Source organism: Thermus sp. 2.9, from assembly GCF_000794385.1.
GTDB lineage: Bacteria > Deinococcota > Deinococci > Deinococcales > Thermaceae > Thermus > Thermus thalpophilus.
Genome location: NZ_JTJB01000001.1, coordinates 20,162 through 35,686, shown reverse-complemented (window position 1 = coordinate 35,686; position 15,525 = coordinate 20,162). Strand labels below are relative to the sequence as shown.

General features: G+C 66.7%; 18 protein-coding genes and 1 pseudogene. 15 read left to right on the top strand and 4 right to left on the bottom strand.

The genetic code is table 11. From position 1 onward, the window contains the following. The first annotated feature begins 57 nt into the window (after nucleotides 1-57). Genes pstC through QT17_RS00170 form a run of 6 tightly spaced genes read left to right on the top strand, consistent with a single transcriptional unit; the run spans nucleotide 58 to nucleotide 5,584 of the window. The gene (gene pstC, locus QT17_RS00195) at nucleotides 58-1,002 is read left to right on the top strand and encodes a phosphate ABC transporter permease subunit PstC (protein WP_235283672.1); all 945 of its coding nucleotides are present in this window, start codon (nucleotides 58-60) and stop codon (nucleotides 1,000-1,002) included. Next, entirely contained in the window at nucleotides 999-1,844 is an 846-nt protein-coding gene (pstA, locus tag QT17_RS00190; protein WP_039454954.1) for a phosphate ABC transporter permease PstA, read from the top strand. Before pstC ends, pstA begins: the two co-directional genes overlap by 4 nt. Before the next feature lie 27 nt (nucleotides 1,845-1,871). Beyond that, on the top strand, nucleotides 1,872-2,627 hold the full coding sequence (gene pstB / locus QT17_RS00185) for a phosphate ABC transporter ATP-binding protein PstB (protein ID WP_369792347.1): 756 nt from the start codon (nucleotides 1,872-1,874) through the stop codon (nucleotides 2,625-2,627). Between the two features lie 10 nt (nucleotides 2,628-2,637). Beyond that, a complete protein-coding gene (locus tag QT17_RS00180) occupies nucleotides 2,638-3,810 on the top strand; it encodes an MFS transporter (protein WP_039454949.1) in 1,173 nt (390 codons plus the stop codon). After that, on the top strand, nucleotides 3,810-4,841 hold the full coding sequence (gene recF / locus QT17_RS00175) for a DNA replication and repair protein RecF (protein WP_039454946.1): 1,032 nt from the start codon (nucleotides 3,810-3,812) through the stop codon (nucleotides 4,839-4,841). The genes QT17_RS00180 and recF overlap by 1 nt, the downstream gene beginning before the upstream one ends. Next, nucleotides 4,826-5,584 (top strand): DUF721 domain-containing protein, encoded by a 759-nt coding sequence (locus QT17_RS00170; RefSeq protein WP_039454944.1) that lies wholly within the window; start codon nucleotides 4,826-4,828, stop codon nucleotides 5,582-5,584. Before recF ends, QT17_RS00170 begins: the two co-directional genes overlap by 16 nt. On the opposite strand, the gene QT17_RS00165 is transcribed toward QT17_RS00170, so the two are convergent. After that, nucleotides 5,570-6,550, bottom strand: a complete 981-nt coding sequence (locus tag QT17_RS00165) for an asparaginase (RefSeq protein WP_039454942.1) — start codon at nucleotides 6,548-6,550, stop codon at nucleotides 5,570-5,572. The two genes, QT17_RS00170 and QT17_RS00165, sit on opposite strands and share 15 nt — an antisense overlap. Next, nucleotides 6,547-6,820, bottom strand: a pseudogene (locus tag QT17_RS00160) (DUF309 domain-containing protein). The gene QT17_RS00165 and the pseudogene QT17_RS00160 overlap by 4 nt, the downstream one beginning before the upstream one ends. Before the next feature lie 71 nt (nucleotides 6,821-6,891). Between QT17_RS00160 and QT17_RS00155 the strand changes: the two are divergent. From QT17_RS00155 to QT17_RS00140, 4 genes are read left to right on the top strand one after another with little or no spacing between them, the layout of a single operon-like run. Further along, nucleotides 6,892-7,725 carry an IS982 family transposase gene (locus QT17_RS00155; RefSeq protein WP_039454941.1) on the top strand — a complete coding sequence of 278 codons (834 nt, stop codon included), beginning with the start codon at nucleotides 6,892-6,894 and terminating at the stop codon, nucleotides 7,723-7,725. Nucleotides 7,726-7,785: 60 nt separating this feature from the next. Beyond that, a complete protein-coding gene (locus QT17_RS00150; protein ID WP_039454937.1) occupies nucleotides 7,786-8,550 on the top strand; it encodes a substrate-binding domain-containing protein in 765 nt (254 codons plus the stop codon). Beyond that, nucleotides 8,537-9,172, top strand: coding sequence for an ABC transporter permease (locus QT17_RS00145; RefSeq protein ID WP_039454936.1), 636 nt, complete (start codon nucleotides 8,537-8,539; stop codon nucleotides 9,170-9,172). Before QT17_RS00150 ends, QT17_RS00145 begins: the two co-directional genes overlap by 14 nt. Beyond that, nucleotides 9,169-9,849 (top strand): ATP-binding cassette domain-containing protein, encoded by a 681-nt coding sequence (locus QT17_RS00140; RefSeq protein WP_039454933.1) that lies wholly within the window; start codon nucleotides 9,169-9,171, stop codon nucleotides 9,847-9,849. Before QT17_RS00145 ends, QT17_RS00140 begins: the two co-directional genes overlap by 4 nt. On the opposite strand, the gene QT17_RS00135 is transcribed toward QT17_RS00140, so the two are convergent. Then, nucleotides 9,846-10,295, bottom strand: a complete 450-nt coding sequence (locus QT17_RS00135; protein WP_039454931.1) for a tRNA (cytidine(34)-2'-O)-methyltransferase — start codon at nucleotides 10,293-10,295, stop codon at nucleotides 9,846-9,848. The two genes, QT17_RS00140 and QT17_RS00135, sit on opposite strands and share 4 nt — an antisense overlap. After that, a complete protein-coding gene (locus tag QT17_RS00130) occupies nucleotides 10,295-11,830 on the bottom strand; it encodes an ATP-binding protein (RefSeq protein WP_039454930.1) in 1,536 nt (511 codons plus the stop codon). Before QT17_RS00130 ends, QT17_RS00135 begins: the two co-directional genes overlap by 1 nt. A 211-nt stretch (nucleotides 11,831-12,041) precedes the next feature. On the opposite strand from QT17_RS00130, the gene QT17_RS00125 reads away from it, so the two are divergent. The 5 genes from QT17_RS00125 to QT17_RS00105 are packed head-to-tail and all read left to right on the top strand — an operon-like array spanning nucleotide 12,042 to nucleotide 15,515. Then, nucleotides 12,042-13,379, top strand: a complete 1,338-nt coding sequence (locus QT17_RS00125; protein ID WP_039454927.1) for an ammonium transporter — start codon at nucleotides 12,042-12,044, stop codon at nucleotides 13,377-13,379. Then, complete coding sequence (locus tag QT17_RS00120) at nucleotides 13,376-13,726, top strand: P-II family nitrogen regulator (RefSeq protein WP_039454925.1); 351 nt, start codon at nucleotides 13,376-13,378, stop codon at nucleotides 13,724-13,726. The genes QT17_RS00125 and QT17_RS00120 overlap by 4 nt, the downstream gene beginning before the upstream one ends. 4 nt (nucleotides 13,727-13,730) lie before the next feature. Continuing rightward, nucleotides 13,731-14,633, top strand: a complete 903-nt coding sequence (locus QT17_RS00115; RefSeq protein WP_039454924.1) for an HrcA family transcriptional regulator — start codon at nucleotides 13,731-13,733, stop codon at nucleotides 14,631-14,633. After that, nucleotides 14,623-15,294 carry a molybdenum cofactor biosynthesis protein MoaE gene (locus tag QT17_RS00110; RefSeq protein WP_039454921.1) on the top strand — a complete coding sequence of 224 codons (672 nt, stop codon included), beginning with the start codon at nucleotides 14,623-14,625 and terminating at the stop codon, nucleotides 15,292-15,294. Before QT17_RS00115 ends, QT17_RS00110 begins: the two co-directional genes overlap by 11 nt. Further along, nucleotides 15,291-15,515: a hypothetical protein gene (locus tag QT17_RS00105; RefSeq protein WP_039454918.1), complete on the top strand. Its 225-nt coding sequence runs from the start codon at nucleotides 15,291-15,293 to the stop codon at nucleotides 15,513-15,515. The genes QT17_RS00110 and QT17_RS00105 overlap by 4 nt, the downstream gene beginning before the upstream one ends. The last annotated feature ends 10 nt before the right edge of the window (nucleotides 15,516-15,525 follow it).

Here is a 15,525-nt window from a genome sequence, read left to right as displayed (position 1 = left end):
GGCCTAACAGGGGTGGTCTTCTCGCAGGCCACCCCTTATCTTTGTAGAAGGGTAAGGATGCGCTGGCTCTACACCCATTTCGGCGACCGGATTTTTGCCTTTATCCTCCTCCTGCTGGCCACGGGGGTGATGGCCCTAGCCCTCCTCATGGCCTACGAGCTCTACCGAGGGGGTAGCCCCGTTTTACACGGCTTCGGGCTCCTCGGGTTCGCCCTGGACACACAGTGGGATCCGGTTAGGGGAAAATTTGGGGCTTGGCCATACATCTTGGGTACGCTGATCGTCAGCCTTTCCGCCCTCTTCCTATCCTTTTTCCCCGCCCTAGCAACAGCCATCTTCGTGGCCGAGTACGCCCCCAAGTGGCTTGCCCAGATCATTAACTTTCTTTTGGACCTGATGGCGGCCGTACCGAGTGTGGTCTACGGACTTTGGGGCATCTTTGTCCTTGCCCCTTGGCTTAGAGACAAGGTCCAGCTTCCCCTGTACTTCTGGGCGTCGGAGCACGCCCCAGCCCTTCTTCCCCTTCTCGGCGTACCCACAGGGTATGGCCTTATGTCCGCCATCTTGATCCTGGCCTCCATGGTGGTGCCCTACACGGCCGCCCTAGCCCGAGACGCCATCGCCTTGGTACCCAAGGAACATCGGGAAGCCGCTTATGCCCTAGGAGCCACCCATTGGGAGGTGTTGCGCTTGGCCATCCTCCCCTTGGCCCGGGGCGGCATCCTGGCTGGGGCCTTTTTGGCCCTGGGCCGGGCGGTGGGGGAGACAATGGCGGTGACCATGGTGATTGGAAACTCCCACAAGCTCCCCTACACGATTTTCGGCGGCGCGGCCACCATGCCCAGCGTGATTGCCAATGAATTCACGGAGGCGGTGGAAGACCTGCACCTATCTGCCCTGATCGCCGTGGGTTTCCTGCTGTTCTTGGTGGCAATGCTGGTTAACTTCACCGCCGCCTACGTGCTAAGGCGCCAGGAACGCTTAGTGAAGGGAGCCTTATGAACCGGGAAGAGGGGATCGTTTTGAAGCGGCGTTACCGAGTGGAGCGCTTAATGAAGGCTTTGGTGGCCTTCGGCACCCTCCTTGCGTTTTTGGTCCTCCTTCTGGTTCTCGTCTACGCCCTTGTCCAAGGGGTGGGAGCCTTAAACCCAGACTTCTTCCTCCAGGACATGCGTCCCCCCGGGGAAAGGGGTGGGGGCTTGCGTCAGGCCATCGTGGGGACCCTTATCGTGGACAGCCTTGGGCTTCTCATCGCCCTGCCCTTTGGCCTCGCCGCCGGTATCCTCCTGGCCGAATACCCGGACCACCCCATCAACCCCTACCTCCGTCTCCTTTCCGATACCCTAAACGGCATGCCCGCCATACTCTTCGGCCTTTTGGCCTTCGTCCTGGTGGTCAAACCCATGGGCGGGTTCTCGGGCCTTTCCGGAGCCTTTGCCCTGGGCTTTCTCATGATCCCCATCCTGGCCCGGAGCACTGAAGGCGTCCTAAGTCTGGTGCCCAAAGAAATTCGCGAGGCTGGACTCGCCCTAGGCTTACCCCGCTGGCGGGTTATCCTATCCCTGGTGCTACCCGCCGCTCGCTCCGGGCTCATCACCGGTACGCTCCTGGCCTTTGCCCGCGCGGCGGGCGAGGCGGCACCTCTCCTCTTCACCGCTTTCGGAAACCCCTTCCTAGAACTGAACCCATTCAAGCCCATGGACACCCTGCCCTTACGGCTCTTCAACTTTGCCATCAGCCCCTACGAGGACTGGCATCGCCAGGCTTGGGCTGCAGGCCTTGTGCTCTTCGCCCTCATCGCCCTAACCAGTCTTCTCGCTCGCTGGGCCTCGAGGAGGTTCTAAATGGTCACGGAAGCCCTAGACGTACACATGGAGTCCAGAAGGTTGGTGGTTCGCTACGGCCAGCGGGTGGGCGTGGGTCTAGGGGGTGGGGTCACCTTGCCCATCTACCGCCACAAGATCACGGCCCTTATTGGGCCCTCAGGATGCGGCAAAACCACCTTTCTCCGAGCCTTGAACCGCATGCACGATCTCACCCCCATCGCCAAAGTGGATGGTGAGGTTCTCCTGGACGGAGAAAACATCTACGCGCCGGGGGTAGACCCTGTGCTGGTGCGGCGTCGCGTGGGGATGGTCTTTCAGAAACCCACGGCTTTTCCCACCCTTTCGATATACGACAACGTGGCCGCTGGGCTCAAGCTGGTGGGGGTCCGGGACAAGGCCCGCCTGGACGAGGCGGTGGAGAAAGCCCTCCGGGCCGCCGCCCTATGGGACGAGGTTAAGGACCGCCTTCGCACCCCAGCTAGCAGTTTGTCGGGGGGACAACAGCAGCGGCTTACCATCGCCCGGGCTTTGGCGGTGGGACCAGAAGTTCTCTTAATGGACGAACCCACAGCCAGCCTGGACCCCATCTCTACACAGGCCATTGAGGACCTCCTCCTCTCCCTTAAAGACCATGTGACCATCGTAATCGTCACCCACAACATGCAACAAGCTGCCCGAATATCCGATTTTACTGCATTTTTTCTAAATGGGGAAATGGTGGAATTCGGCCCCACGGAGAACCTCTTCACCAAACCCAAGGACCCCCGCACCGAGGCCTACATCACCGGCCGCTTCGGCTAAACTTTAGGGCATGTCCACCCTCACCCTCCTCTTCCTCACCCTCTTCAACAGCGTCCTGGGGCTTTCCCTCCTTTTCCCCATCCTGGGGCCCTTGGGCCGGGAGCTGGGGCTGAGCGAGGTCCAGGTGGGGCTCTTCTCCACGGGCTACGCCCTCATGCAGTTCCTCCTTTCCCCCTACTGGGGTAGGCGAAGCGAAAGGGGCCGAAAGCCGGTGCTCCTTTTGGGGATCCTGGGCTTCGCCCTAAGCTTCCTCCTCTTCGGCCTCTTCGCCCTCTTGGGGCAGAAGGGCCTCCTCTCCCCAGGCCTCCTCTTTCCCCTCCTCCTCCTGGCCCGGCTTCTGGGCGGGGCCTTTAGCTCCGCCACCTTGCCCACGGCCCAGGCCTACGTGGCGGACGTGACGGAGCGGGAAGACCGCACCGCCGGCATGGCCCTTCTGGGGGCGGCCTTCGGCCTGGCGGTGATCCTGGGGCCGGCCTTGGGGGCGGGGCTCGCTGCGGTTTTTGGGCTCTTGGCCCCGGTCTTCTTCGCTAGCGGCCTGGCCCTTTTCAACGCCCTCTTCGTGGCCCTGGTCCTGCCCGAGTCCCGCCCCCAAGGGGAAGCGCCCAAAGGGCGGCTTTCCCCATGGGACGGGAGGGTTTTCCCGCTTTTGCTCTTGGGCTTCGCCCTGAGCCTTTCCAGCGTGGCCCTGGAGCAGACCATCGCCTTTTACTTCCAGGACCGCTTGGGCCTGGGTGGGGTGGAAACCGCCCGCAAGGTGGGGATGGCCTTGGTGCTCTACGGGCTTGTGGCGGTCTTCATCCAGGGGGTTTTGGTGCGGAAGCTCGCTTGGCCCCCAAGGACGCTCCTCCTTTTGGGGCTTCCCGTGGGGATTTTGGGGTTTTCCCTATTGGCGGTGGCCCACACCTTTCCCCTCCTCGCTCTAGGCCTTGCCCTGCAGGGGGCGGGGGCGGCCCTGGCGGGACCGGGGGTGACCGCGGCCCTTTCCCTGGCGGTGGGGGAGGGGGAGCAGGGGCTCGTGGCGGGGTTAAATAGCGCCGCCCAGGCCCTGGGGCGGATGCTTGGACCCATTTTAGGCACCGGGCTATACCGCACGGCCCCCGAGGCCCCTTACCTCCTTGGGGCGGGGCTTTTGGGGCTTTCCCTTCTCCTCCTTCCCGCCCTTTTCCGGCGGGTAAAGCTCTGATGCGCCTTCTCCTCCTTCGGCAGAAGAACTTCCGCAACCTGGCCTTTTCCGCCTTCCGGCCGCCCCAGGGCCTCTTCGCCCTGGTGGGGGGAAACGCCCAGGGGAAGACGGGGCTTCTTTGGGGCATCCACCTCGTGCTCGGGGGGGAGGTGCGGGCCACCTTGGGGGACCTGGTGCGCTTTGGGGAGGAGGAGGCCTGGCTCTTCGCCGAGGTGGAAACCGAGCTGGGGGTCTTCCGGGTGGAGCAGCGCCTTGCCCCCGAGGGAAGGATGGTTTTCCTGAACGAGAAAGCCGTGAGCCTGAAGGCGCTTTGGGAGCTTCCCGGCTCGGTGCTGGTTTCCCCCGAGGACGTGGAGGTGGTCCTGGGAGCCAAGGAGGAGCGTCGGGGCTTCCTGGACCGGCTCATCGGGCGCTTTTCCCGCCGCTACACCGCCCTCCTTTCCGCCTACGAGAAGGCCCTGAGGCAGCGGAACGCCCTGCTTAAGGCGGGAGGGGAGGGCCTTCAGGCCTGGGACCGGGAGCTCGCCCGCTACGGGGAGGAGATCATGGCCTTGCGGCGCCGCTTTTTGCGGCGTTTTCTGCCCACTTTCCAGGAGGTGCACCGAAGCCTGGCTTCCCTCGAGGCGGGCCTTACCCTGGAGGAAACGGTGCGGGGGAACTTCCTGGAGGCGCTGGCCGAGCGGCGGGAAGAGGAGCGTGAGCGGGGGCAGACCCTGGTGGGCCCCCACCGGGACGACCTCGTCTTCCTCCTGGCGGGCCGCCCCGCCCACCGCTTCGCCAGCCGGGGGGAGGCCAAGGCCCTGGCCCTGGCCCTGCGGCTAGCGGAGCACCGCCTCCTTTGGGAGCACCACGGGGAGGCGCCCCTCCTCCTGGTGGACGAGTGGAGCGAGGAGCTGGACGAGGCGCGAAGGCGGGCGGTCCTGGCCTACGCCCAAGGGCTTCCCCAGGCGGTTTTGGCGGGGCTTTGGGCCCCGGAAGGCGTCCTTGTGTGCACCATGGAAGGAGGGGTGGTGCTATGCCCTGGCGGCTAAAGGACCTGGTGCCCGAGGCCCTGAAGAAGGCGGGGGGCAAGGAAAAGCTCCGGCGCGGGCTTGTGCTCGCCGCCTGGAAGGAGGTGGTGGGCAAAGAGCTCGCCCGGCTCACGGAGGCGGTGGGCCTGGAGGGGGGCACGCTGCTGGTGCGGGTGGCCGACCCCCTCACCGCCCACCACCTCGCCTATAGCCGCCTCGCCCTCCTCCGCCGCTACCAGGAGCGCTTTCCTGGGGTGGTGGAGGAAATCCGCTTCCTGGTGGGGCCCTTGCAAACCCCGCCCCCGCCTCCCCCCAAGCCCCCGGAAAACCCCGAGGCGGCGCGCCAGGCCATCAGGCTGGCCCAAGAAGCCCCGCCCGAGCTTCGGGAAAAGGTGGCCCGGGCCGCCTTGGCCCTCTTCGCCCGCCAGACGGGAAGCCCCTGCCCCATCTGCGGCGCCCCGAGCGAACGCCACCCCTGCCCCACCTGCCGCCGCCTCCTGGAAAGCCCCGCCGTGCGTAAGGAGGCGGAAAGGCTACGCCGGGGGCAGGCCGCCCGGCTGGAAGGGGAAGCGCTCCTCGTGGCGCAGCACCTGGCCCGGGAAAGGCTTTTGGCCGAAATGCGGGAGCTTTACCCCGAGGCCCTGCGGGAAAGGAGCCTTATCCCCTTGCTCCAAGACTTAGCCCAGCGCCATAAGACCCTTTTCCCGGAGGAGCCTTTACCCGAAGGCGTACAAAGCCTCCTCCGCCGGTCAGAGCCAGGTTAAGGCCAGATGGGCCTCGAGGCGGCCCACCACCAGGCCCCGGTGGTTCCGGATCTCGGGTTGGTCCCAGGGGGTGGGGCCGGGGTCCAGGCCCAAGGCCCGGAGAAGGGCCACCACCAGCACCTCCCGGGCCTGGGTAGCCCCGTCCTCCACCTTGAGGGCGACGCCCAAAGGCCCCTTGGGGCTTTCCAAGAGAGCCAAGCCATAGTAGCCGTCCGCCCCCCGCTTGGCCACCACCGGAAGCCGCTCCATGAGCCAGGTGTCAATGCTTCCGGGCCCCGCCACCAGGTGGGGGTGGCGGCGCATGGCCTCCCGCACCTTCCTCAAAGGCTCCACATACCCTTCGGGGGCCTCTTCCGGGGCCGCCAAAAAATAAAAGGCTCGCGCCGCCCGGGAAAGGGGCAGGGCGAAGGTGGGGACGCTGCAGCCGTCGGTGGCGTAAAGGGGCTCGGTCCCCGAAAGGTCTTTAAGGGTTTTGCGGTTCAGAAGCTGCACCGGGTGGTCGGGCAGGTGGTAGCCCTCCGGAAGCGCCCCCATGGCCAAGGCGGCGGCCAGCATGCCGGCGTGCTTGCCCGAGCAGTTGTGGTGGAGGGGGGTTGGGGAAAGCCCTGCCCCTTCCAGAGCCTTCCGGGCCTCCCTGGAAAAGGGAGGGTGGACCCCGCAGACCAGGTGCTCCGGACCCAGGCCGAGCCTGGCGAGAAAGCGGGCGGCCACCGCCACGTGGGCCTCGGTGCCGTCGTGGCTCGCCGTGGCCAAGGCCACCTCCTCCTCCCCAAGGCCGAAGCGCTCCACGGCCCCCGTGAGGTAAAGGGCCAAAGCCTGGAAGGGCTTAGCGGAGGAGCGCATGTAGGCCCAAAGGTCCGGCTCCCCAGCATAGGCCAAAACCCCTTCCCGGCCGAAGACCACCAGGGAAGCCCGGTGGCGGTTTTCCACCAGCCCGCCGCGGTAGGCGTAGACCCAAGCGTTCACGCCCCAAGTCTACGCCGGGCCTCCGCCAAAAGCGCCTGCCAGTCCACGCCCCCATAGGGGTTTGGCAGGCCCTTTAGCCGGGCTTCCGCCTTCTTGAGGTTTCTTTGGCCGCTTTTGCCCAAGGACCTTTGGTGCAGGGCGGCGGCGAGGAGGATAAGCCCCTGGAGAAAGCGTTTTTCTTCCCCTTCTGCCCGAAGCCAGGCCGCTTCCAAACCTCGTGCACCTCAAGTAGCGCCCCTCCCGCCAAAGGGCCAAGGCCTCCTCCAACATCCTCCCCTCTTAAAGCTTAAGCTAACCCAAGTTGCTACCTATCCCCTGGATCTGAAAAAATAGTGGCCGCTATGCTTTCCCGTCTCATAGCGGCCTTTTGCATTATAGACGACGCCCTGCAAGCCATGGGCTACAAGGATGACCCCCAAGCCAAAACGCCCGCCTCCGCCATCCTCACCCTCGCCCTCCTTGCCGCCCTAGAGTTCGGCGGCAAGCACAACAAGGCCCTGGCCCTCGCCAAAGACCTCGGCCTCTTCACCCACGTCCCCTCCCCAAGCCGCTTCAACCGCAGGCTCCACGCCCTCTACCCCCTCCTTCTCCCCCTCCTCCACCTCCTGGCCCAGGTCTGGAAGCACCTCCACCAGGCCCAGGCGTATGCCTTGGACACCTTCCCCCTCCCCGCCTGCGAGAACATCCGCGCCCCCCGCTCCCGCCTCTTCCCGGACAAGGCCTACCGCGGCTTCATCCCCAGCAAGCGGGTCTACTTCCACGGCCTCAAGCTCCACCTCCTGGTGGACGACGGGAAGTTCGTCCACGAGGTGAACCTGACCCCGGGGAGCTTCCACGACCTCGCTTCGCTTCTCCTCCTTCCCCTGGACCTTCCCGAGGGGGCGGAGCTCTACCTGGACCGGGGGTACGAGAGCCATCTGTACGAGGACCTCCTCCGGGAGGCCCAGGAGGTTGTTCCCATGGTCATCCGCAGGAGGAACAGCCGGCGGTATCTCCCTTGGATGCAGTACCTGGCCATCGTGGGGCGGAGGGTGGTGGAGACGGTGGGGAGCATGCTCCATCACCTCTTCCCCAGGCGCATCCACGCCGTGACCCAGGAGGGTTTCGTCATCAAAGTTCTCACCTTCGTCCTGGCCCATAACATCAGTCTCCTGACCCAGAAGATGGCTGGGTAGCAACTTGGGTTAAGCTATATTTAGGTCTATGCGACTCGGAGCCTTTCTCCTCCCCTTTTTATCCTGGCGGTGGCCCTGCGCCTGGCCACCACCACCAGCGTCTACGATTCCGGGCTTTTGGACCAGCTTCTTCCCCCCTTCCAGAAGGCCACGGGGATCCAGGTGGAGGTCTTGGCGGTGGGCACGGGCCAAGCCCTGACCTTGGCGGCCCGCGGGGACGTGGATGCCGTCTTGGTCCACGCCCCGGACCTCGAGGCGGAGGCGGTGCGGCAAGGCCACCTGGCCGAAGGGTTCTGCCTAGCGCAAAACCGTTTCCTCCTGGTGGGGCCACCGGAAGACCCCGCCCGGGTGCGGGAAGCCCCCACCGTCCTGGAGGCCCTGCGGCAGATCGCCAAGACCCAAGCCCCCTTCGTTTCCCGGGGGGACCGCTCGGGCACCCACGTCAAGGAACTCGCCCTCTGGAAGGAGGCAGGCGTCACCCCGACCCCCCCCTGGTACCTGGAGTCGGGGGCGGGCATGGGCCAGACCTTGGTCCTGGCGGCGGAAAAAGGAGCCTACACCCTCTCCGATTTGGCCACCTACCTCACCGTGGGGAAAAAGAGGGGCCTGGTTGCCCTTTACGAACGGGGCGACCCTCTACTTATCAACCAGTACAGCTACTATGTGGCCCTCAAGGGGAAAAACCCTGAGGAGGCCAGGCGGCTTCGGGCCTTCTTGGCCTCCGAGGAGGCGGCCCGGCTCACCGCAGGCCTAAAGGTGGAGGGGCAAAGCCTTTTCCAGCCCCTCCGGGGGCGGTGTATCCTTCCTCCAGGTGGAAGCCGCTGAGCTTTGGGAGATCGCCTGGCGGAGCCTCTGGGTGGCGGGGGTGGCCACGCTCCTTGCGGCGCTCCCCGCCGTCCCCCTGGGGCTTTGGCTCGCCCTCCGGGGCGGGGGCGGGGCCTGGGGACGGATGCTCCTCTATGCGGGCATGGCCCTGCCCCCTGTGGTGGTGGGGCTTTTCCTCTACCTCCTCCTATCCCGCTCCGGGCCCTTGGGCTTCCTCGGCCTCCTCTACACCCCCTACGCCATGGTCCTGGCGGAGGCCATCCTGGCCTTCCCCCTCATCGCCGCCTTTGTCCTTTCCGGGGCCCGGGCCCGGGTGGAGGAGGTGCGCCTTTTGGTGCGGAGCCTGGGCGGCACGGAGGCCCAGGTCTTCCCCACCCTCTTTTGGGAAAGCCGCCGCACCCTGGCCGCTGCCTTGGCCGCGGGCTTTGGCGGGGCCATCAGCGAGGTGGGGGCGGCCACCCTGGTGGGTGGGGACATCCGCCACCACACCCGGGTTCTCACCACCGCCATTGTGGTGGAAACCCGCAAAGGGGAGTTGGAGGCGGCGTTGGCCTTGGGGATGGTCCTTATGGGCATTGCCCTTTTGGTCACCGGGCTTCTCGTTATCCTGGAGCGGGAATGAGGCCAGTGCTTTGGGCCAAGGGGCTTTTCCACCGCCACGGGACGTTTCGCCTGGAGGTGGAAGACCTTAAGGTCTACCCCGGGGAGATCCTGGCGGTCCTAGGCCCCTCGGGTAGCGGCAAGACCACCCTGCTCCGCCTTCTTGCGGGCCTCTTCCAACCCGAGCGAGGCCGGGTGGAGGGGGGGCGTGCCGCCTACCTGCCCCAGGCCCCGCCCCTCCTGCGGCGGAGCGTTTTGGAAAACGCCGCCTTTGGCCTCCGCCTCCAGGGCGTGGCCAAGCGGGAGGCCTGGGAGCGGGCGCGAAGGTTGTTGGCGCGGGTGGGCTTGGCGGAAAAGGCGCGCCAGCCCGCCCACCTCCTCTCGGGCGGGGAAGCGGTGCGCTTAGCCCTGGCCCGCACCCTTTTGGTGGAGACCGAGGTCCTCCTTCTGGACGAACCCACCGCCAGCCTGGACCCGGCCAACGTCGCCCAGGTGGAGGCCCTCCTCGCCGAGGCGGCGCTGGAGGGGCGGGCGGTGATCCTCGCCACCCACGACCTCTTCCAGGCTAAGCGGCTGGCAAAGCGGGTGGTCTTCCTCTACCTGGGCCAGGTGGTGGAGGAAGGGGAGGCCAAGGCCTTCTTCCAAAACCCCAAGGACCCTAGGACCCAAGCCTTTTTGCAAGGCCGCCTCCTCCCCTAAGGGCTCTGGAGCTGGCGGTAGGCCTCGTAGGCCGCCACCCCCACGGCCACTGCCAGGTTGAGGGAGCGCACCGGCCCCGGCATGGGGATTTTGAGGGAGGGAAACTGGGCCAGCACCGCATCCGGAAGCCCCCGGGTTTCGGGTCCGAAGAGGAGGTAGTCCCCCTCCTGAAAACGGGCATGGTAAAGGTCCTTCCCAGCCCGGGCGCTGAAGGCCCACACCCGGGCGGAAGGGGGGAGGGAGGCGAGGAAGGCCGCCCAATCGTCGTGGACCCGGAGGTCCACATGGGGCCAGTAGTCCAGCCCCGCCCGCCTGAGCTTAGGGCTGGAAAGGAGAAAGCCCAAGGGGCGGATGAGGTGCAGGGGCCACCCCAAGGCGGCGGCGGTGCGGGCGATGTTCCCCACGTTCTGGGGGATTTCCGGCTGGTAAAGGACCAGGTGGACCATCACCGCCTCCGGTACCGGGTGGCCGTACCCCGGCCCACCCGCTCCGCCTGCCCCTCGCGGAGGAGCCGGTTCAGCAAGGCCAAGGCGGCCCTAGGGCGCAGGCCCAGGTGGGCCTCCACCTCCCGCCTGGACCGAGGGGTGGCCAAAAACGCCAGGGCCCGCTCCGCCAAGGGGTCCCGCCGGGCCAGGTGGTACCGCCCCCCTTCCTTGCGCAAAAGGCCCATGCGCTCCATGCGGGCGAGCACCTTCTTGCTCGCCTCCTCGGAAAGCTGCAAGGCCCGGGCGAGCTCCGCCAAGGTGGCCTCCCCCACCCGCCTCAGGTGGCCCACGGCGATGAGGTGGTCCAGGCTGAAGGCCCCGAAGCGCTCCTGGGCCTCGGCGAGCTCCCGCACAAAGGCTTCGTCCAGTTCGGGGTTGTAGAGGATGAGGGTTAGGGCCTCGGGGAAAAGCCGGTACTCCGGGGGCTCCTTGCCGTGCTTGAGGAGGAGGCGGTACATCTTGTCCACCCCGCTTCCCGCCCGCTCCACGTAGCCCAGGCGGTACAGGGCCTCCGCCAGGCGGGGGTTGCGCCGCTTGGGGGGGTGGCGCAGGACGTTTTCCGGGGTGATGCCCGGGGGGAAGCCCCCGGGGTTGGAGATCTCCAACCGGTCCCGGTGGTGGTGGACCTGGATGGCGTCCCTGCTCTGCCAGTCCCGGTGGACTAGGGCGTTCAGGAGGGCTTCCCGGTAGACCTCCTGGTCAAAGTCCCAAACCTCTATGCGGAATAGGCCCACGGTGAGGTAGCGCACCCGGTTCCGGGCCTGGATGAGGTCCCGAAGCCGCTCCAATAGGGCGGGGATGGGCCTGAGGAGGTCTTCCCGGAAGCTATACCCCTCCTCCTCCTCGTGGAAGTAGTAACTCACCTCCGCCTGGGGCAGAAGCCGCCTTAAGGCCAGGGGGGTCCCCGCCAGGAGAAGCCCCGCCACCGTGGGCCTCGCCTCCCCCTCCACCCGCTCCAAAAGCCCAAGGGCAAAGAGGAGCTCCAGATCGGGCAGGGCGGCCAAGGCGCTTCCCCGCTCCTCCAGGATGCGCCGCAGGCGCAAGACCTCCACCGGGTCCAGATCGGAAAGGCTCGCCGCTGGCAGGACCTGGGCCGTGAAGTCGGGCTCGGGCAGGGCCTGGCCCATGCGGAGCTCGGTGAGGCGCTGCCCGTTCCAAAAGGGCACCCGCCCCGCCCCCACGGCGATGGCCGCTGGGCTTTGCGGCACGTGCAGGGCCAAAACCCTTCCCATAGGCCCCTCCACCGCCTCCACGTAGGGCAAAAGAAGGCCCTGGGTGAGCTCAAAGAGGGCGTGGGTGACCTGGAGGGGGTGGATGTCCGAGGCTCCAAGGACGTTCCCCTCCCGGCTGACCCCCAGGAAAAGGGTGCCGCCCTTGTGGTTGGCCAGGCCCGCGGCGTGGCGGGCGAGCTCCTCGGGGGAAAGGTCTGGGGGCAAGAACACCGTGCGCTCGTCTTGCCCCTGCGCCAGGCGCTCAAGTAGCTCTTCCCACGTCACGGGGCCCAGTTTAGCGGGACGGGAACCGGGGGCAGGGATGCGGGATTGCATAGTGTAAAACATTCTCTTGACATATGCGCATCTTTAGATTGACATCACGCGCGTATTGGCTCTCTTTTGCGTTTCTTGTACCAAAAGTCTTGGCTAAATGTACAGCTCTTACTTGACAATATGCATCCCGGGTGCTAGCCTCACCCTCGAGGGGGTGGCCATGCAAAGGCACAGGACCTTCTGGGGATTGGTGGTGATCGGGCTTTCAGGGCTGGCTTGGGCGGAAGGCGTGGACAAGGCGGCCACGGCGTGGATGCTGGTGTCCACCGCCCTGGTCCTCCTCATGACCCCGGCCTTGGCCTTCTTCTACGGGGGGCTGGTGCGCTCCAAGAACGCCTTGAACACCATGATGATGAGCTTCGCCGCCTTGGGCTTCGTGGGGGTGGGCTGGGCCCTTTTGGGCTACAGCCTGGCCTTCGCCGAGGGAAGCCCCTGGCTTGGAGGCTTGGGGCACGCCCTGCTAAGGGGCGTGGACCTGGCGGCCAAGGGGGAGATCCCCCACCTCCTCTTCATGGCCTTCCAGGGCACCTTCGCCATCATCACCGCCGCCCTCTTAACGGGAGGCTTGGTGGAGCGGATGCGCTTTCCCGCCCTCCTCCTCTTCCTCACCCTGTGGGGGCTTTTGGTCTACGCCCCCTTGGCCCACTGGGTCTGGGGTGGGGGGTTTTTGGGAGCCTTGGGGGCCCTGGACTTCGCCGGGGGAACCGTGGTGCACATCAACGCCGGGATCGCCGCCTTGGTGGGAGCCTTGGTCCTGGGGTCCCGCAAGGATTACGGGCGGCAGGCCATCCTGCCCCACAACGTGCCCTTCGTCCTCCTGGGGGCGGCGCTCCTCTGGTTTGGCTGGTTCGGCTTCAACGGGGGTAGCGCCCTCGCCTCGGGGGAGGCGGCGGCCTTGGCCTTCGTCAACACCCTCTTGGCCCCCGCGGCCACCCTGGCCGTCTGGACCCTTCTAGACCTCCTGCGCACGGGCAAGGCCACGGCGGTGGGCCTGGCCACGGCCATCGTGGTGGGCCTGGTGGCCATCACCCCAGCGGCGGGCCTCATTTCGCCCCTTTCCGCCTTGCTCCTGGGGGCGGTTTCCGCCTTACCCAGCTACTTCTTCCTCCTCTACCGGCCTAGAACCCGGCTGGACGACTCCCTGGACGTCTTCGGAGCCCATGGCCTGGCGGGCATCACCGGCGCCCTCCTCACGGGGGTCCTGGCGGAAAAGGCCTGGAACGGGGTGGCGGATGGCCTCCTCTTCGGCAACCCCGCCCAGCTCGGCGTCCAGGCGTTGGCGGTCCTGGCCGCGGTGGGCTACTCCGCCTTGGGCACCTTTGTCCTCTTGAAGCTGGTGGCCCTCCTCACCCCCTTGCGGGCAAGCCCCAAGGAGGAGGGCTTGGGTCTGGACGTGACCCAACACGGGGAAGAGGCTTACGCCAGCGGGGAAGGGGCCATTCTGGTGCTCTCCGAGGCTTCCCCGCCCGCCCTCAAGCCCCTGGGAGGTAAAGCATGAAGCTCATCGTGGCCATCATCCGCCCGGAGAAGCTGGGAGAGGTCCTAGAAGCCCTCTTCCGGGCCGAGGTGCGGGGGCTTTCCCTGAGCCGGGTCCAGGGGCACGGCGGGGAAACGGAAAAGGTGGAAACCTACCGGGGCACCACGGTGAAGATGGAGCTCCACGAGAAGGTGCGCCTGGAGATCGGGGTTTCCGAACCCTTCGTCAAGCCCACGGTGGAGGCCATCCTCAAGGCGGCCCGCACCGGGGAGGTGGGGGACGGCAAGGTCTTCGTGATCCCGGTGGAGAAGGTCTACCGCATCCGCACCGGGGAAGAGGACGAGGCGGCGGTCACCCCGGTAAAATAAGGGTGTGACGGCGCGGCAGCGGGCCATCCTTCACCTCTTGGTGGAGGAATACATCAAGACCCAAGCCCCGGTGCCCTCGGCCAGGCTGGCCGAGGGGCTTGGGCTTTCCCCCGCCCTGGCCCGCTACGAGCTCATCGCCCTCGAGGAGATGGGCTACCTCACCAAGCCCCACGCCTCCGCCGGCCGCGTGCCCACCCGGCAGGGCTTCCGCCAGTACTCCCTCTCCCTCCTCCCCCCCAAACCCCTGCCCGAAAGCGTCCGGGAGCGCCTGGAGCGGGCCCTTTCTGGGGCCAAGGAGCCCGAGGCCTTCTTGGTGAAGGTGGCGGTGGGGCTTTCCGGCTACCCTGCCCTCCTGCGCCTCCGGCCCCGCAAGACCCCCAAGGTGCTCCAGGTCCACCTCTCCTCCTTGGGCGAGGGCACCTTGGCCGTCTTCGTTCTGGAGGGGGGGCGGGTAAGGGAGGCGCGGTTTCCCCTCGCTCTTTCCCCCGAGCGGCTTAGGGAGGCGGAGACGGTCTTGGCGGGGCCCTTTTCCGAGCTCCCCCCGCCTCCCAGAGGTTTAGAAGACCTCTTCGCCCACCTGGTCCGGGCCTTAAACGTGGGGCTTTCCCTCTCCTACCGGGAAGGCCTCGCCGAGGCCCTAAAGGAGCCCGAGGCCCAAGACCCGGGCTTTCTGGAACGCCTAGTTAGGCTCTACGAGGCCGAGGACGGGGAGGTCCTCACCCCCCCGGGCCGGGTGGACGTGCGCGTGGGGGAGGTGGAGGGGCTGGCCCAGGTGCAGGCGGGCTTCCAGAAGGGGGAGTGGCTTGGGGAGCTCACCCTCATCGGTCCCATGCGCATGCGCTACCCCGAGGCCCTCTCCGTGGCCCTGGGCCTTTCCCAGGTCTATACTGGGGGCCATGCGGGTTGAGGTGAGGCTCTTCGCCCTGTACCGGGAACGGGCGGGAACGGACCGCCTTCCCTTGGACCTGCCGGAAGGGGCCCGGGTCCAGGAGGCGAAGGAGGCTTTAGAAAGGCTTTTCCCCGGCCTTTCCCTCTCCGGGGGCATGGCGGCGGTGAACCAGGCCCTCGCCGGGGCGGAAACCCCTTTAAAAGAAGGGGACGAGGTGGCCTTTTTGCCCCCCGTGTCCGGGGGCCAGGACTCCTTCGGCCTCACCCAGGGCCCCTTGGACCTAAAGGCCCTGGTGGACTGGGCCACGGCCCCCGAGTACGGGGCGGTGGTGAGCTTCCTGGGCACCACCCGGAGCCCCAACCGGGGGGAGGAGGTGGCCTACCTAGAGTACGAGGCCTACCCGGGGATGGCGGAAAAGGTCATGGCCCAGGTGGTCGCCGAGATGCGGGAGCGGTGGCCCTTGGGCCGGGTGGCCCTCTGGCACCGCCTGGGCCGGGTGGGCCCGGGGGAAGCCTCCATCGCCATCGTGGTCTCGGCCCGGCACCGCAAGGAGGCCTTCGCCGCCTGCCAGTACGCCATTGACCGGGTGAAGGAGATCCTCCCCGTCTGGAAAAAAGAGTACCGCCAGGACGGGAGCTTCTGGGTGGAGGGCTCCGCCCCGGAGGAGCACCGCCTTTGACCTCCTTCACCCTCCTGGCGGGCTTTCTCCTCCTCGTCCTCTTCGCCCTTCCCCTCCTCCTGGGCTTCTTGGCGGGGAGGGCCTTCCGGGAAGGAAGGGGCCGGGTGGGGCTTGGTCTTCTCCTCTTTGGTGGCTTCCTGGGCCTTCTGGCCAGGCCCAGGCCCTTGGGACTCCTCCTCCTTCTGGTTGGGCTCCTTTTGGGCTACGGCCGCCTCCGCTAGCTATAATGGG

Coding starts and splice junctions, on each gene's coding strand:
- pstC (WP_235283672.1), top strand. CDS start 58: ATGCGCTGGCTCTACACCCATTTCGGCGACCGGATTTTTGCCTTTATC.
- QT17_RS00135 (WP_039454931.1), bottom strand. CDS start 10,295: ATGGTCCACCTGGTCCTTTACCAGCCGGAAATCCCCCAGAACGTGGGG.
- QT17_RS00155 (WP_039454941.1), top strand. CDS start 6,892: ATGCTTTCCCGTCTCATAGCGGCCTTTTGCATTATAGACGACGCCCTG.
- QT17_RS00170 (WP_039454944.1), top strand. CDS start 4,826: ATGCCCTGGCGGCTAAAGGACCTGGTGCCCGAGGCCCTGAAGAAGGCG.
- QT17_RS00140 (WP_039454933.1), top strand. CDS start 9,169: ATGAGGCCAGTGCTTTGGGCCAAGGGGCTTTTCCACCGCCACGGGACG.
- QT17_RS00110 (WP_039454921.1), top strand. CDS start 14,623: ATGCGGGTTGAGGTGAGGCTCTTCGCCCTGTACCGGGAACGGGCGGGA.
- QT17_RS00180 (WP_039454949.1), top strand. CDS start 2,638: ATGTCCACCCTCACCCTCCTCTTCCTCACCCTCTTCAACAGCGTCCTG.
- QT17_RS00120 (WP_039454925.1), top strand. CDS start 13,376: ATGAAGCTCATCGTGGCCATCATCCGCCCGGAGAAGCTGGGAGAGGTC.
- pstA (WP_039454954.1), top strand. CDS start 999: ATGAACCGGGAAGAGGGGATCGTTTTGAAGCGGCGTTACCGAGTGGAG.
- pstB (WP_369792347.1), top strand. CDS start 1,872: ATGGAGTCCAGAAGGTTGGTGGTTCGCTACGGCCAGCGGGTGGGCGTG.
- recF (WP_039454946.1), top strand. CDS start 3,810: ATGCGCCTTCTCCTCCTTCGGCAGAAGAACTTCCGCAACCTGGCCTTT.
- QT17_RS00125 (WP_039454927.1), top strand. CDS start 12,042: ATGCAAAGGCACAGGACCTTCTGGGGATTGGTGGTGATCGGGCTTTCA.